The organism is Arthrobacter sp. B0316-5-4 (assembly GCF_059090325.1).
This window is the reverse complement of record NZ_JBNHFN010000004.1, coordinates 743,424-756,969: the sequence shown is the minus strand read 5'-3', so window position 1 is coordinate 756,969 and position 13,546 is coordinate 743,424. Positions and strand designations below refer to the sequence as shown.

16 protein-coding genes are annotated in these 13,546 nt (G+C 62.2%); 10 read left to right on the top strand and 6 right to left on the bottom strand.

What is annotated here, in order from left to right:
- The first annotated feature begins 355 nt into the window (after positions 1-355).
- The 5 genes from AC5RU9_RS15495 (at position 356) to AC5RU9_RS15475 (ending at position 3,674) form a co-directional block, all read left to right on the top strand.
- Positions 356-850, top strand: coding sequence for a DUF805 domain-containing protein (locus AC5RU9_RS15495; RefSeq protein ID WP_211712785.1), 495 nt, complete (start codon positions 356-358; stop codon positions 848-850).
- A 132-nt stretch (positions 851-982) separates the two neighbouring features.
- On the top strand, positions 983-2,188 hold the full coding sequence (lhgO, locus tag AC5RU9_RS15490) for an L-2-hydroxyglutarate oxidase (protein WP_494017124.1): 1,206 nt from the start codon (positions 983-985) through the stop codon (positions 2,186-2,188).
- A 77-nt stretch (positions 2,189-2,265) separates the two neighbouring features.
- On the top strand, positions 2,266-2,478 hold the full coding sequence (locus tag AC5RU9_RS15485; RefSeq protein WP_494017123.1) for a hypothetical protein: 213 nt from the start codon (positions 2,266-2,268) through the stop codon (positions 2,476-2,478).
- 131 nt (positions 2,479-2,609) lie between these two features.
- Positions 2,610-2,912: a DUF4193 domain-containing protein gene (locus AC5RU9_RS15480; protein WP_211712788.1), complete on the top strand. Its 303-nt coding sequence runs from the start codon at positions 2,610-2,612 to the stop codon at positions 2,910-2,912.
- Between the two features lie 216 nt (positions 2,913-3,128).
- Positions 3,129-3,674, top strand: coding sequence for an AMIN-like domain-containing (lipo)protein (locus AC5RU9_RS15475; RefSeq protein WP_211712789.1), 546 nt, complete (start codon positions 3,129-3,131; stop codon positions 3,672-3,674).
- Between the two features lie 113 nt (positions 3,675-3,787).
- On the opposite strand, the gene AC5RU9_RS15470 is transcribed toward AC5RU9_RS15475, so the two are convergent.
- From AC5RU9_RS15470 to map, 4 genes are all read right to left on the bottom strand, one after another.
- A complete protein-coding gene (locus tag AC5RU9_RS15470) occupies positions 3,788-5,338 on the bottom strand; it encodes an APC family permease (RefSeq protein ID WP_211712790.1) in 1,551 nt (516 codons plus the stop codon).
- Positions 5,339-5,350: 12 nt separating this feature from the next.
- On the bottom strand, positions 5,351-6,376 hold the full coding sequence (locus AC5RU9_RS15465; protein WP_211712791.1) for an agmatine deiminase family protein: 1,026 nt from the start codon (positions 6,374-6,376) through the stop codon (positions 5,351-5,353).
- Positions 6,373-7,386, bottom strand: a complete 1,014-nt coding sequence (locus AC5RU9_RS15460) for a nitrilase-related carbon-nitrogen hydrolase (protein ID WP_211712792.1) — start codon at positions 7,384-7,386, stop codon at positions 6,373-6,375. Before AC5RU9_RS15460 ends, AC5RU9_RS15465 begins: the two co-directional genes overlap by 4 nt.
- A gap of 133 nt (positions 7,387-7,519) precedes the next feature.
- Positions 7,520-8,299 carry a type I methionyl aminopeptidase gene (map, locus tag AC5RU9_RS15455; RefSeq protein ID WP_494017122.1) on the bottom strand — a complete coding sequence of 260 codons (780 nt, stop codon included), beginning with the start codon at positions 8,297-8,299 and terminating at the stop codon, positions 7,520-7,522.
- 68 nt (positions 8,300-8,367) lie between these two features.
- On the opposite strand from map, the gene AC5RU9_RS15450 reads away from it, so the two are divergent.
- Positions 8,368-8,658 (top strand): helix-turn-helix domain-containing protein, encoded by a 291-nt coding sequence (locus AC5RU9_RS15450; protein ID WP_494017121.1) that lies wholly within the window; start codon positions 8,368-8,370, stop codon positions 8,656-8,658.
- Here the strand turns inward: AC5RU9_RS15450 and AC5RU9_RS15445 are convergent.
- Positions 8,655-9,242 (bottom strand): helix-turn-helix domain-containing protein, encoded by a 588-nt coding sequence (locus AC5RU9_RS15445; protein WP_494017120.1) that lies wholly within the window; start codon positions 9,240-9,242, stop codon positions 8,655-8,657. The two genes, AC5RU9_RS15450 and AC5RU9_RS15445, sit on opposite strands and share 4 nt — an antisense overlap.
- Positions 9,243-9,344: 102 nt before the next feature.
- On the opposite strand from AC5RU9_RS15445, the gene AC5RU9_RS15440 reads away from it, so the two are divergent.
- The 4 genes from AC5RU9_RS15440 (at position 9,345) to AC5RU9_RS15425 (ending at position 12,390) form a co-directional block, all read left to right on the top strand.
- Complete coding sequence (locus tag AC5RU9_RS15440; protein ID WP_494017119.1) at positions 9,345-10,373, top strand: NAD(P)/FAD-dependent oxidoreductase; 1,029 nt, start codon at positions 9,345-9,347, stop codon at positions 10,371-10,373.
- 358 nt (positions 10,374-10,731) lie between these two features.
- Complete coding sequence (locus tag AC5RU9_RS15435; RefSeq protein WP_494017118.1) at positions 10,732-11,199, top strand: hypothetical protein; 468 nt, start codon at positions 10,732-10,734, stop codon at positions 11,197-11,199.
- Positions 11,200-11,315: 116 nt separating this feature from the next.
- A complete protein-coding gene (locus tag AC5RU9_RS15430) occupies positions 11,316-11,705 on the top strand; it encodes a DUF6228 family protein (protein ID WP_494017117.1) in 390 nt (129 codons plus the stop codon).
- A gap of 247 nt (positions 11,706-11,952) precedes the next feature.
- Positions 11,953-12,390 carry a hypothetical protein gene (locus AC5RU9_RS15425; RefSeq protein WP_494017116.1) on the top strand — a complete coding sequence of 146 codons (438 nt, stop codon included), beginning with the start codon at positions 11,953-11,955 and terminating at the stop codon, positions 12,388-12,390.
- Between the two features lie 359 nt (positions 12,391-12,749).
- Here AC5RU9_RS15425 and AC5RU9_RS15420 read toward each other — a convergent pair whose 3' ends face one another.
- On the bottom strand, positions 12,750-13,481 hold the full coding sequence (locus AC5RU9_RS15420) for a hypothetical protein (protein ID WP_494017115.1): 732 nt from the start codon (positions 13,479-13,481) through the stop codon (positions 12,750-12,752).
- Positions 13,482-13,546: the final 65 nt, after the last annotated feature.

Genomic DNA, 13,546 nt, shown 5'->3' with positions numbered 1-13,546 from the left:
AAGGGGGTGGTTTGTGAGTGAGGGTTTGGGGGAAGGGGGTGGTTTGTGAGTGAGGGTTTGGGGGAAGGGGGTGGTTTGTGAGTGAGGGTTTGGGGGAAGGGGGTGGTTTGTGAGTGAGGGTTTGGGGGAAGGGGGTGGTTTGTGAGTGAGGGTTTGGGGGAAGGGGGTGGTTTGTGAGTGAGGGTTTGGGGGAAGGGGGTGGTTTGTGAGTGAGGGTTTGGGGGAGACACAATCCGTCAACAGGCTAAATCCGGGTTAACTTTGTCCATCAAACTGCTTTATTGGCTCCGGGGGCATTACGATAAGGCACGACTCATCACCTGAGCGCGTCAAACCTAAACCGGGGGAATTACCAATGAGCACTTACCCGCAACAACCTCAACAGACCCAGCCCTACGCCGCACAAGCCGGCGAGCCGCCACTGTGGGCTCCCTACTACGGCGCCCCGATCGGCGCAGCAGTCAAGCGTTTCTTCAAGAAGTACACCGCCTTCAACGGCCGCGCCAGCCGCAGTGAATACTGGTGGGTTGCACTGGTTCTGGGCGTCGTCGGCTTCGTTCTTCAGTTGCTCACCGGCATTCTCGGTGCAGCAGGTGCGACGGTCGACTCCAGCGGAAACTCCGTTCCGGGGCCGGGCGCAGTGGTCGGGCTTATCCTGATTGTCGTCTTCTACCTGGCTGTCCTGATCCCGTCCATCGCCCTGCTGGTTCGTCGCCTTCACGATGGCAACTTCAGTGGCTGGCTCGTCCTCATCGGCCTGATTCCGGGCCTCGGCGGACTGGCACTGTTGGTCTTTTCGCTCCTGCCGTCCAACCCGGCCGGCCAGCGTTTCGACCAGCCGACGGCCTAGTCTTACACGCACCAAACAGAAGGGGCGGCACCCAGTGTGCCGCCCCTTTTGCGTGCCCGGCCTGCACCCGCCATCGGGTCCGGCATGACATGCTGTGACTGACGCGGACCGACCCCAACGACGAGGAGTGCCATGTCCACACGAAGCATCAAGCGCGCCGCGGTGGTTGGGGGCGGGATCATCGGCGTCGCCGTGGCCAGGGAGCTTGCCAACACGCTCGACGACGTCCAGGTCACCGTTTATGAAAAGGAAGACCACCTCGCGGCCCACCAGACCGGGCACAACTCCGGCGTTGTCCACGCAGGCCTCTACTACGAACCCGGCGGCCTGAAAGCCCGGTTGTGCCGCCGCGGAGTGCAACTGCTCCAGGAATTTTGCGCCGCCAAGGGACTTCCCTACGAGGCTTGCGGGAAACTGGTCATCGCCCAAACGCCCGAAGAGCAGAAACGCCTGGACAACATCTTCGCGCGTGCCACGGCCAACGGGGTCCCAGGAGCACGGATGCTGCGCGGTGACCAGATACCCGAGGTGGAGCCGAACGCCGTCGGGCTTTCTGCTTTGCACTCACCCGAAACGGCGATCGTCGACTACGCAGCTATCACCGAAGCGCTCGCCGACGACGTCCGCGCCGCCGGCGGGACCATCCGCCTTGGGACGGAGGTGACGTCGCTGGAACAGCAGGGGAGCGGCGTGGTGGTGTCCACAAAAGACGGCACCGAACACTATGACCTGATGGTTACGTGCGCCGGCCTTCAATCCGACCGCCTCGCCAAAGCAACCGGAGAGCCCCCGACTCCGCGGATTGTGCCTTTCTTCGGGCAATACTTCCTTCTGGGGCGCGAAGCCAGGGAACACGTGAAGGGCCTGATTTATCCCGTGCCGGACCCGAAGCATCCTTTCCTCGGCGTGCACCTGACCAAACGCATAGACGGCGAAATGATGCTGGGCCCCAATGCGTTTATCTCCTTTGGGCGTGAATCCTACGCTTGGAAAGACGTCAATGTCCGCGACGTCCTTGATTACACGCTCTTTCCCGGATTCTGGAATTTTGCCCGGCACAATGTGCCGTCTGCTGCCCGGGAATTCCAGACCGTCATCAGCAAGAAAAAGTTCATCCGTGAAGCAATGCGATTCGTGCCCTCGCTCGAGGGTGCCAGCGTCCTGCCGGGTACGCGCGGAGTACGTGCCCAGGCCATGAACGGAGACGGTTCGCTGGTGGACGACTTTGTGATTGCACGACGCCGGGACACGGTGATGGTGCGCAACGCACCTTCGCCGGGGGCGACGTCGTCGATGGCCATCGCGGAGTACATCGTTGAGCTGGCGCTGGCGGACTGAACACGGGGGCCTGACAGTTAACAAGCCCGTGACGTACCTGAAACCGCCCCGGACCACGCGGCGGATAGCGTGGCCGCATGATCGCATCGACTCTTGGAGGCTGGGCCGCCACCGTGCTCGCCAAGCTGGGCTCCGTGATTGAAGCCGCTTACGTGATGGACTGCGCTGGGCCGGACTCGGGGAACCCCGGATCCGGCGCCGCGGATCTGACGTGGTTGCCGGCACTCAGCGGGGTGACCGTTGCAGGTTCGCAGGCCATTCAGTCCCACGCTTCAAGGCCGGGTATATAGCCCTCGGACGTGTCGGAAAGCCTAAGAATGTTGCGTTGGGCACAGTTTTCGTAAATCGCGGGTGCCATGCCCTAAACTGCATCACTGAGGTGCCGGAATAGGCACTATGCAGCAACGAAAGCGAACACTCAATGGCTACTGATTACGACGCCCCGCGCAAGACAGAAGAAGAGTCTCCCGCTGAATCGCTTGAGGCCCTCCAGGCATCCCGTGGCGGCGGTGCACAGACCGCGGTCATCGACGTTGAAGACATCGACACCGCCGAAGGAATCGACCTTCCCGGCGCTGACCTTTCGGGCGAAGAGCTGACCGTCATTGTGGTCCCTGAGCAGTCCGACGAATTCACCTGTGGTTCCTGTTTCCTGGTCCGCCACCGGTCGCAGGTTGCTTTGGAAAAGAACGGTTTGAAGTACTGCAAGGACTGCGAAGGCTAGGTAACGCCGGGGTCTCGTTATCTTCGATCACGAACAAAGGTACGGAGACCCCATTTTCGGCCCTTGAACACCGCCTGCAGTGCCCTGCCATGACCCTCCCGTAACCGAGCGGCGCACCCTTTAACGGTTGCGTGCCGAAGCGGCCACAACCCGCCCCAAGCCCCTCCCGGCCTCCTAATGTTGAAGTATCAACGTAGCCTGAAGGGGGCACAAAAAATGAGGAAATTGGGAGCGGGTTTGGCGGCCGTGGTGGCAACAGCCGGACTCGGTCTGGTGGCGCCGGGACCAGCCTCGGCAGCCACATATTGCGGCATCTCATGGGGTTCACTGGCTAAGGCCGATTCCGATATGAGCGCCGCCAACGTCACAGGCGTCCGCACCGGCCAGCAGCCGTGCTTCGACCGCCTGGTGATCGATATGGCCGGGAAGGTTGCCGGCTACTCCGTGCAGTATGTTCCGGTGGTGACCCAGGACCCCACCGGCTTCCCCATCCCGGTGCTTGGGGACGCGGACCTGCAGGTGGTTGTGACGGCGCCGTCGTACAACCAGGGCGGCCAGCCCACCTATGAACCCGCGGCCAAGGCGGAACTGTCCAACGTTTCCGGTTACCAGACGTTCCGCCAGGTGGTCTTCGCGGGCAGCTTCGAAGGAACCACCAGCATTGGGCTGGGTGTCCGTGCCCGGCTTCCGTTCAGGGTTCTCACCTTGGACGGGCCCGACGGCGGGTCCCGACTGGTAGTGGACGTCGCCCACCACTGGTGATCGGGACGGCTGCGGCTCGCCAAAACGCGGGAAAGCGGCCAGTTCGCGGGAAACTTCCCTGCGAGCTGGCCGCTTTCCCACGAACTCGGCGGAACGCGGGCCTGGGGAACCGGCTACTCCGGCACTACCAGGGCCGGGGTGTCCTTCCGGATGGTCTCGCCACGGAAGAATCCGGGACGCATGCGGGCCTGGATCAGCATGACCACGCCACCCAGGGCCAGGATTCCGATGCCAAGCACGAACACGAGCCCCACACCGAAGATTTCCGAACCGCTGCCGAACTCCGGATCCCAGCTGTCCACGGCGGTCTGGATGAACACCACGAACAGGCCCAGGCCACCCAGCAACGGGCAAACAAGCCGGAGGAAGAAGTTCCGGGCGCTGGAGAAGACGCTGTTGCGGAAGTACCAAACACAGGCGATCGCGGTGAGCCCGTAGTAGAAGCAGATCATCAGGCCGAGGGCCAGGATGGTGTCGTTAAGGACGTTCTCGCTGATCACGTGCATCACCGCGTAGAACCCCGCAGACAGGACGCCCGCAGCAACGGTGGCGAAGCCCGGCGTCGAAAACTTCTTGCTCATGTGGCTGAACCGCCCAGGCAGGGCGCCGTAGTGCGCCATGGCAAGCAGGCTGCGGGACGGCGACGTAAACGTGGACTGCAGGGAAGCCGCGGAGGAGGACAGCACCGCGAGGGACATGAGGATGGCGAACGGACCCATGACCGGGGAGGCCAGCGCGGTGAAGACGTTGGCATGGTTCTCGGCGTTGTTCAGGCCGATTCCCGTGTCTCCTACACCGGCGAACATCATGGTGGCGATGGTGACCAGCAGGTAGATGCCCAGGACGATGACAGCGGTGAGCGTGCCTGCGAGTCCGGCTGTCTTCTTGCCGTTGGCCGTTTCTTCGTTGACCGTGAGGCAGACATCCCAGCCCCAGTACACGAAGATCGACAACGAGATGCCGGCCGCAATTTGGCCGAAGGTTTCTACCTTGGTCACGTCGAACCAGTCCCAGCTGAACGGGATTGCGGTCTCGGAGGTGGACCAGTTGGCAAACGCCATGGCGACGAACAGGCCAAGGACCAGCAGCTGGAACCCGACCAGGCCGTACTGCACGATCTTGGTGGTGTGCAGGCCGCGGTAGCTGATCCAGACGGCCAATGCCACGAAGACGAAGCAGGTGACCACGTTCAGGAGCTTGTTAGAGGCCAGGTCCGCAAGCTCGGGTGAGCCCGTGGCCTGGGCCAAGAACAGGTAGAAGAAGTCCACCGCGACGCCTGCCAGGTTGGACAGGACGATGATGTTCGCTGCGAGCAGGCCCCAGCCACCCATCCAGCCAACCCACGGGCCAAAGGCTTTGGTGACCCAGGTGAACGTGGTGCCGCTGTCCGGGGAGTCAGCGTTGAGCTCCCGGTAAGCGAGCGACACCAGGATCATGGGAATGAACCCGATCAGGAAAATGACGGGCAACTGGAGCCCGACTTCGTTGACGGTCGGTCCGAGCGCACCCGTCAGGGTGTACGCCGGGGCGATGGTTGAAATGCCAAGAACGACGACGGCGAGGAGCCCCAACTGCCCCGTCTTCAGTCCCTTGCCGCTGATGTCGTGCGACTCTGCAGCGTCAGCGGTGCTTTTGGAAGCACCGGTGCGGATTGTCTGGCTCATGTGAGGCCCTTTCTAGATGGCCGTAGGTTGCTGCTGCGTGATGCAGTGGATCCCGCCGCCGCGGGCGAACAACTCGCGCGCGTCAACGCTGACAACGCGGCGTCCGGGGTAGGCGTCGGCGAGGATGCGGAGTGCTTTCTCGTCCATGGGGTCGTTGAAACTGCAGGCAATGACGCCGCCGTTGACCACGAGGTGGTTGATGTAGCTGTAGTCCACGTACCCTTCGTCGTCGGTAAGGGTTTCGGGGGCGGGAACTTCGATGATGTTCCACTCCCGGCCTGCTGCGTCATGGGTGGTGCGCAGGAAGTCGATGATTTCGCGGGAAACCTTGTAGTCTGGGTGCTCGGGATTCTGCTGCGAATGGACCAGCAGGGTGCCCGGGCTCGGAATGGCCGCCACGATGTCCACGTGACCGCGGGTGCCGAATTTCTCGGAGTCGCGGGTCAGTCCGCGGGGCAGCCAGACCACGTGGGTGGCGCCGATGGTGCGGGCGAGTTCCTCTTCGATGTCCGCTTTGGTCAACCCTGGGTTGCGGCCCTGGTCCAACTGAACGGTCTCGGTGACCAGGACGGTACCTTCGCCGTCCACCTGGATGCCGCCGCCTTCGTTGACGATTCCGGACGGAATGTGCAGGGCGTTGGCGCGCTGGCTCACGTCAGCTGCGACCAGCGAGTCCTTGTCCCACTCGGCCCAGTCCTGGCCGCCCCAGCCGTTGAAGATCCAGTCCACGGCTCCGAGCTGCTTGTTCGCATCCAACACGAACGACGGCCCGATGTCCCGCATCCAGGCATCGTTCAGCTCAGCGGTCAGTACCTCGACGCGGGGGTCGAGGTAGCGCGCGGCGGTTTCGACGTCGTCGGGCGCAACCACCATGGTGACCGGTTCGAACTCGAGGATGGCGTTGGCGACGGCAGCCCAAGTGGAGCGCGCAGCGTGTGCTTCTTCCTCGGTGTCGCCCAGGGCGTAACCGCCGGTGGGGAAGGCCATCCACACGCGATCCTGGGGAGCCGTTTCGGACGGCATGCGCCAGGCGCTCATGCGGAAACTGCCTGGGGCTGGGCGCCGAGGGGAGCGTCCGGGTTCACGGGTTCCGTGAGGCGGCCGTAGGTTTCCGGGCGGCGGGTGGCCAGGAACGGGAACAGCGTGAGCCAATCCTTGCGCTGGTCGAGGTCCAGGTCGGCTACCAAGACCGCCGATTCGTCGCGGGGTGCCTGTGCCAGGATGCGCCCGTAGGGGTCGGAGATGAAGGAGGAACCGTAGAAGTTCAAGGTCCCTTCATTGCCGTAACGGTTGGGCGCGATCATGAACAGGCCGTTGGCGATGCCGTTGCCCACGATGACCTGCTGCCAGAGCGGCTGGGTGTCGAAGTCGGGGTGGTCCGGCTCGGAGCCGATAGCGGTGGGGTAGACCAGGATTTCCGCACCACCCAAGGAGTAGACGCGGGCAAGCTCGGGGAACCATTCGTCCCAGCACGTGGGCATGCCCAGCCGTGCGCCACCCAGTTCTGCGGGAGCGTGGACCGCGTAGGCGTCGTCGGCTTCGGGGCCTTTACGGAAGAACTTGTCCTCGTAGTAGCCGGCCGTTACGGGGATGTGCAGCTTGTGGGTGCGTGCCACGAGCTCACCTGCGGGTGAGACCAGGATGGCGGTGTTAAGGCCCAGTCCGTCGTCGCTCCCGTCCGGATTTTCTGCCCGCTGGTACAGGGACGCGTGGACGGACACGCCGTACTTCCTGGCTGCTTCGGCGGCAAACGTGAAGGTAGGGCCGGTGAGCAGGTCCTCGGTGATGTCTGACGGGCGGACACCCGCGGCCGGGTTGTTCTCCGGCTTCGTGTCCGCCGGGTAGCGGGAGAGGGTGAGCTCGGGCAGGAACACAACCGTTGCTCCCAGTTTCGCCGCGCGCTCGATGCCCTCGTTGAGTTCGGCGCGCAGGGCAGCAGGATCGGCATGCCAGCGGTGCTGGACGACGCCGACCCGCAGCGGGGTGCGGGTGGAAGGTTCGGTGCGGGCCAGGGAAGTGGGGGCTTCGAGGCAGGTAATTTCAATCATGGTGGCATGTACTCCGGTGAGACGACAGTCACTAAATGAATAGTGTTCATTTAGTATGGCCTGTGTCACGGCCCGACGCAAGGCCCCCAATGAATGCCGTTCATATGTGACCTCCCGGGCAGTCCGGGACGGGTTACCCGCCGAGGCTGGGCAGGGTCAGGATTTCCGCTCCGTCAGCGGTGATGGCGATGGTGTGCTCGCTGTGGGCAGTGCGGCAGCCGGTTACGCTGCGCAGGGTCCATCCATCGGCGTCGGTGACAAGCTGCGCGGTGTCCGCCATGACCCACGGCTCGAGCGCGAGCAGCAGGCCGGGGCGCAGTTTGTATCCGCGCCCGGGGCGGCCCATGTTGGGTACGTGCGGGTCCTGGTGCATGGTGGATCCGATGCCGTGCCCGCCAAATTCGACGTTGACCGGGTACCCGGCGTCGGTGAGAACGGAACCGATGGCGTAGGAGAGGTCGCCGATCCGGGCCCCCGGGTGGGCCGCGGCAATCCCGGCACGCAGGGCGCGCTCGGTCACTTCAATTATCGCCACGCTTTCGGCGGGCTTCGAGTCGCCCACGATGAAGCTGATCGCGGAGTCTGCGGCAATGCCCCGCAGGGAGACCGCGAGGTCCAGGGTCAGCAGGTCGCCGTCGGCAAGGGCGTAGTCGTGGGGCTTTCCATGGAGGACGGCGTCGTTGACACCGGTGCAGATGTAGTGCCCGAATGGTCCCCGGCCAAAGGATGGTGCGTAGTCGACGTAGCAGGACTGCGCGCCCGCTTCGAGGATCATTTCCTTGGCCCACTGGTTGATCTCCAGGAGGTTCGTGCCCACTGTGCACCGGTCCTTGAGTGTGTGCAGGATGTTGGCGACCAGGGCGCCGGAGTCCTTTGCTCGGAGCAGTTCGGCGGGGGTCAGGATCTCGATCATGGAGGACCTTTCGCGGGGATTACCAATAACTATCCCGGCCATATTATCCCGGTATTAGAATTGGAGCCATGGTCAGGCTGCCCCTCACACCCGCAGAGGCCGAGCGCGGACAGCGTCTCGGCGCCCTTTTGCGACGCGCCAGGGGAGGGAGGTCCATGCTCGAAACCGCCTTGGATGCCAGGGTCTCCCCTGAAACCCTCCGGAAGATCGAATCCGGAAGGGTAGCTACCCCCGCCTTCCCCACGGTGGCCGCGATAGCCGACGTCCTGGGCCTGTCCCTAGATGAAGTGTGGGCCGAAATCAACCAACCCGAACCCGGGACCGCCCGCCGCAGCGAGCGTGAGCGGCTCGCGTCCTAGCCCTGGCGCTGTGGGCGTGCCCGCACATGCATTCGTTCGCCCTGCTGGCCGAAGAGTGTGAGCAGCTCCACCGGGTCCTTGGTGGCGCTTGCGAACCAATGTGGCGTTCGCGTATCGAATTCGGCCACTTCGCCAGGCTTCAGCACAAAGTCGTTCCCGCCCAGGATCAGCCGCAGCCGGCCATTGAGGATGTACATCCAGTCGTAGCCCTCGTGTGACTGCGGCTCAGGAGTTTCCTTGCCGGTAGCGCCCCTGAGCACCATTTTGAATGCCTGGATGCCGCCGGGTCGTCGCGTCAAGGGAAGGGCTGTGCCCCAAGGGTGGACGTGGGGCTTGAGGTGGATGCGTGGATCGCCGGTTTCCGGGGCGTCAATCAGCTCCTCCAGCGGGACCTGATGGAGTCGCGCCAAGGGCAGGAGCAGCTCCAGGGTCGGCTTACGTTGGCCCGACTCCAGCCTGGAGAGGGTGCTGACGGAGATGCCTGTGGCTTCCGAAGCTTCCGCGAGGGTCACGTTGCGCTGCGTCCGCATCGCCCTCAGGCGGGGACCGACGGCGTCGAGCATGGGGCTGAAGTCTGTTGCCATGAATCAAGTTTGCCATAGTGGCAAACTTCCTTGCCGTTTGCTGGCGATGTGCCAAACCATGGAAGAAGCGGCATGGGGCCGCTTCGATGACGTGGAGGCATAGTGGATCAGCAAACAGTAAACAGCCGGATAGCCGAACAGTACGACGTCGTGGTTGTTGGTGGTGGCGCGGCTGGGTTAAGTGCGGCCGTCAGCTTGGGACGCGCCCTTCGCTCGGTCCTGGTGATCGACGCCGGCGAGCCCAGGAACGCGCCCGCAGCGGGCGTGCACAACTTCCTCTCCCGGGATGGAATCAGCCCCATGGAGCTGCAGGAATTGGGCCGCCGGGAGGCAATCCATTACGGGGCCGACGTCGTGCGCGGGGAGGCCGTCGCTGCGCGTTCCACGGGGGAGCAGCGTACGACGCCGGAACCGGGCACCGTTGGGCCGCCCGCCTTCGAGGTGGACCTGGCGGACGGCCGCACAGTGGGTGCCCGCCGTCTGCTGGTCACCACCGGCGTGGTGGACATACTGCCCGATGTGGAGGGGATCACGGAGCGCTGGGGCAAGGACGTCCTGCACTGCCCGTACTGCCATGGGTGGGAAGTCAGGAACAAGGCAATCGGCATCCTGGGATCCGTGCCCATGGCCTTGCACCAAACACTGCTGTTCCGACAGTGGAGCCCATCCATCACGCTCTTCCTCAACGACATTGTGGAGCCAACCGAGGAGCAATGGGAGCAACTCGCGGCCCGTTCCATCACTGTGGTGGAGGGCAAGGTCCGTTCCCTGGAAGTTGCCGACGATGCGTTGGCCGGTGTGGTCCTGGAATCCGGAAAGGTAGTTCCCGTGGACGCACTCGTGGCCGGGCCGCGGGTGGAGGCGCGGTCCGCGATCCTTGAATCCTTGGGTATCGCCACGGTGGAACACCCGATGGGTGTGGGTCGCCACGTCGAAGTGAGCCAGCCCGGCGGGGCTACCTCGGTCCCCGGGGTGTGGGCGGCTGGAAACGTCACGGACCTCACGGGCCAGGTCATGGCGTCGGCGGCGTCAGGAGGCATGGCCGCGGCTGCCATCAACGCGGACCTGATCCTTGAAGAGACCACCCTGGCCGTGGAAGCTGCCCGGTTGGCGGCAACGGGCCGCATCTAAACAACATCCGAATTTGGACTGGGCGATTTCCAAGGATCGTCGTAACAGGTTTGCTGTGAACCTTCATGGTAAGCCGGGCGTGTGATGATCACCCGTTACTAGCAGGGCGGACGTGTAGCGTTTAGGGCACCTTCACCGGGCAGTTTTGCGGGCGGGTCATACGGGAATCTGGGTTCCCCGGAACTACGGGATTTTGATGAGCCCATTTGGGAGCGCACGGCCGGCCGGTGGACGACCGGCTTGCGGGCACTCGTTTAGGGGCACTGACAAGGTTCCGAGCTTTAGATCATCGAATGAAGGAGTGGCCGCTAGAAGAGCGAGAAGTCCTAGTACTGTCAGTCGTTGAGAGGACGGGACGATGACGGTTGCAGAGTTTCGGAAGCTGGTCAGGTCTGCCATGACGCAGGCTGGGGCAGCGAAGCATGGGTCGAGCTGGATCGTTGAAGGCTCCGATGTGGCTTGGATTTACACCTTGGAGTCAAGGCATGGGGCGAGATTCTCATTGATGTGTGGGATCGAAATCTTCGTGCTCCATGAAGGCCAGCGGGTGAAGAACGCGAACGGATGCTTTCTGGTGTTTTCGCTGGAAAGGTTCTCACCGGTAGCCGGCGTGTACGAAGTACGTCAGGCCTTCAGCCTGGACTTCGATCTGGACAACGCGACGCGTGAGGCCGAAGTCCAGCGGCTAGTGGGCGCGATGGTTGAGTACTCAAAACAACGACTAACCCTGGCACCCATTCAAAGATCCTTTCAGTCCGGTGACCTGGATCGAAAGGGATTTGTTCATTATCGTGCTCGGGAGATCTTGGAATCTCGATCTGCATAACTCGCTTCTGTGCCCGGTAGTGGATCCTTTATCGAGACGCGATCGTCGTTACGTCCTGCTCGCCGCAGGGTGCTTCGGCTGCAAGTCAAAGAATCAACTGGATGCAGAATGAGGTCATGAATAAAGTGATCATCGGTCGTCAAGGCCAGCTTCACTTCCGTGCTGAACCGACAGAACGCAATCCGGACGGCACATCTGATTACCTCGTAGTCACGGCCAACCTCGAAGGACTCCGAGCCAGCAAACGAGTCTACGACTTCGACAGGTGGTCAGCGCTTCTTTCTTATTTCGAGGAACTCGAACACAACTGGCGGGGCTGGGACGGCGACAAAACGTTCGACTCTCTGGAGGGAGACTTCCAGCTCTCTGCGAAGCACGATGGGCACGTGCGAATCTCCTTCGAGCTGGAGGACTCCTACCCTCCGAATCCCTGGGCCGCCAAGGGCCAGATCGTTCTGGATCCCGGCGAAGAACTGACAGCTGCGGTGGAAGCGCTCGGGCTTTAGCGTCCGTCCGATAAAGGATCGGCTTACGGCACTCCTTTGGTTACCCGACGCCGTGAGAGACGCTCTTCGATTTGGGGTGCCGGCCCGAGGGCAAGGGCTAGGGCGAAGGGGAGCGTAGTAGAAAGGGACGCTGGGCGTCCGGTGGATGGGCGCCGATCAGGTTGAAGCACTCACAGCTGCGCAGCTCGGGGGAAAGTATTTGACTCGGTGCCCTTATGATCCAGTTATGACCTGCTGAAGGATGGATATGAGTTTATTCAGACGCATGACCGCAGGGTTGGTGGTCGTGGCTTCGCTCACGGCCTGCAGTCCTGAGCAGCCGCTACCTGCGCCTACAGCAGCCGAGATCGGTGGGACATGGGTCAATGGCGAGACTCGCCTCACCCTGATGCAGGACAAAACCTTCACGCTCGAAAACGCTCCTAGCTATCTGGATCCCTTGGGTGACGGAGACTGGAAATCTGGACCTTCCGGTTCCTACACCTCAACAGGGACATGGGATTTAGGTTCAGGAATGCTGTGGTTGAGCGGGTCGAAAGTGACAAGGCAGCTCTATCTCGGCCAGTCGTCCTCCGAGCGAGTGCTGGAGTTCGGAATCGATCTCGTCGACGACGCCAGGTGCTTTCAGCTAGTGCGCGAGGGATCAAAGACCGTTCCGCTGGGACCAAAGGACTGTATTACCTAATGAGGAAACAGGTGTCCGGTGAGGGATCCCTGACCGGACGCCTGCAGCACGGGGCGAATCGGCCGGTGCCGCAGGATCCGTTAGTCCACGGAATCTTCCCGGATGTTTTTTCCGTCTTGGGCAATACGCTGTCGCGTTGTCTCCCGGTCATCCCAAAACCTGGAGGCAGTCAGGACGCCAACCAGCGGCCCTATGAGAGACAGTGCACCAACCACTATCGGATTTGGAGCTTCCCCGCGGATGATCAGAAGCGTCAACCAAGCGGCCGGAGCGGCGACCAGCGTCATTGCTGTTGCAACTAGAAAGACAAACAGCTGCTTTTTCAGGGTTGTTCTTTCCGTATCTATCTCGTTCGGTCGTTATTTGATGAGTGCTGCGGCTTGGTCCAGCATGGACTCAAGCTTCGGGAGATCGGAGTCCTCCACCGTCGTTCCAGATGACTGGCTAATGAGGACGATGCCACCTTTGGCTGCCGTTAGGATCAGCTGATCCTGGGAACCGCCACCGGGAACAATTGCTGACGTTTTGTACGCCAACGCTCCTTCGGTCTTGGCGGAAGTCGACATGCTCTTCGTGCTTGCCTCGACGCTTTGCCCCATGATCGTTGCCTGCATGGTGCCACAAGAGGCTACGTTGGTGGATTTGCCAGCCATCAAATCTTTCACTCTGTCTTCGGACAGCCCGGAAATCAAGGTCAACAACACCAGGGATTGGGCAGTTGAGCTCGCCGATGCACCAATGCTTATGGTCGTCCCTTCTTCCAGCAGCGGGCCACCCCCCACTGCGAACTCTGCACATGCAGCCGGCTCAACCGTGCTGTTGGTCACAACACCCTTGACCTGTTTGAGGGTGTCCTGCAGACGATCGTCTGGCATCACCAGAAGACGTGCGTCGTTGGAGTCTCGAACACCGTCCACAATCTGGCCTAGCTCTGCTTTTGTGTATGTCTTGAAGGGGACTCCAGCCGGGGCCGCTGACTCATTCGCAGAGGCGGACGACGTATCCGTAGAAGTACCTCCCATGCCGCAGGCGGAAAGTCCCATAACCAGCAGACCGGACAGCGCGAAGCCTCGCAGAGTGTTCTTATTCATTTGATTTCCAAAGAGCTCGAGTGATGTGCTGACAGCCGTCAGTCTGGACAAGAATACAAGTTCGG

Coding starts and splice junctions, on each gene's coding strand:
- lhgO (WP_494017124.1), top strand. CDS start 983: ATGTCCACACGAAGCATCAAGCGCGCCGCGGTGGTTGGGGGCGGGATC.
- AC5RU9_RS15430 (WP_494017117.1), top strand. CDS start 11,316: ATGAATAAAGTGATCATCGGTCGTCAAGGCCAGCTTCACTTCCGTGCT.
- AC5RU9_RS15465 (WP_211712791.1), bottom strand. CDS start 6,376: ATGAGCGCCTGGCGCATGCCGTCCGAAACGGCTCCCCAGGATCGCGTG.
- map (WP_494017122.1), bottom strand. CDS start 8,299: ATGATCGAGATCCTGACCCCCGCCGAACTGCTCCGAGCAAAGGACTCC.
- AC5RU9_RS15435 (WP_494017118.1), top strand. CDS start 10,732: ATGACGGTTGCAGAGTTTCGGAAGCTGGTCAGGTCTGCCATGACGCAG.
- AC5RU9_RS15480 (WP_211712788.1), top strand. CDS start 2,610: ATGGCTACTGATTACGACGCCCCGCGCAAGACAGAAGAAGAGTCTCCC.
- AC5RU9_RS15420 (WP_494017115.1), bottom strand. CDS start 13,481: ATGAATAAGAACACTCTGCGAGGCTTCGCGCTGTCCGGTCTGCTGGTT.
- AC5RU9_RS15450 (WP_494017121.1), top strand. CDS start 8,368: ATGGTCAGGCTGCCCCTCACACCCGCAGAGGCCGAGCGCGGACAGCGT.
- AC5RU9_RS15485 (WP_494017123.1), top strand. CDS start 2,266: ATGATCGCATCGACTCTTGGAGGCTGGGCCGCCACCGTGCTCGCCAAG.
- AC5RU9_RS15470 (WP_211712790.1), bottom strand. CDS start 5,338: ATGAGCCAGACAATCCGCACCGGTGCTTCCAAAAGCACCGCTGACGCT.
- AC5RU9_RS15445 (WP_494017120.1), bottom strand. CDS start 9,242: ATGGCAACAGACTTCAGCCCCATGCTCGACGCCGTCGGTCCCCGCCTG.
- AC5RU9_RS15495 (WP_211712785.1), top strand. CDS start 356: ATGAGCACTTACCCGCAACAACCTCAACAGACCCAGCCCTACGCCGCA.
- AC5RU9_RS15460 (WP_211712792.1), bottom strand. CDS start 7,386: ATGATTGAAATTACCTGCCTCGAAGCCCCCACTTCCCTGGCCCGCACC.
- AC5RU9_RS15425 (WP_494017116.1), top strand. CDS start 11,953: ATGAGTTTATTCAGACGCATGACCGCAGGGTTGGTGGTCGTGGCTTCG.
- AC5RU9_RS15475 (WP_211712789.1), top strand. CDS start 3,129: ATGAGGAAATTGGGAGCGGGTTTGGCGGCCGTGGTGGCAACAGCCGGA.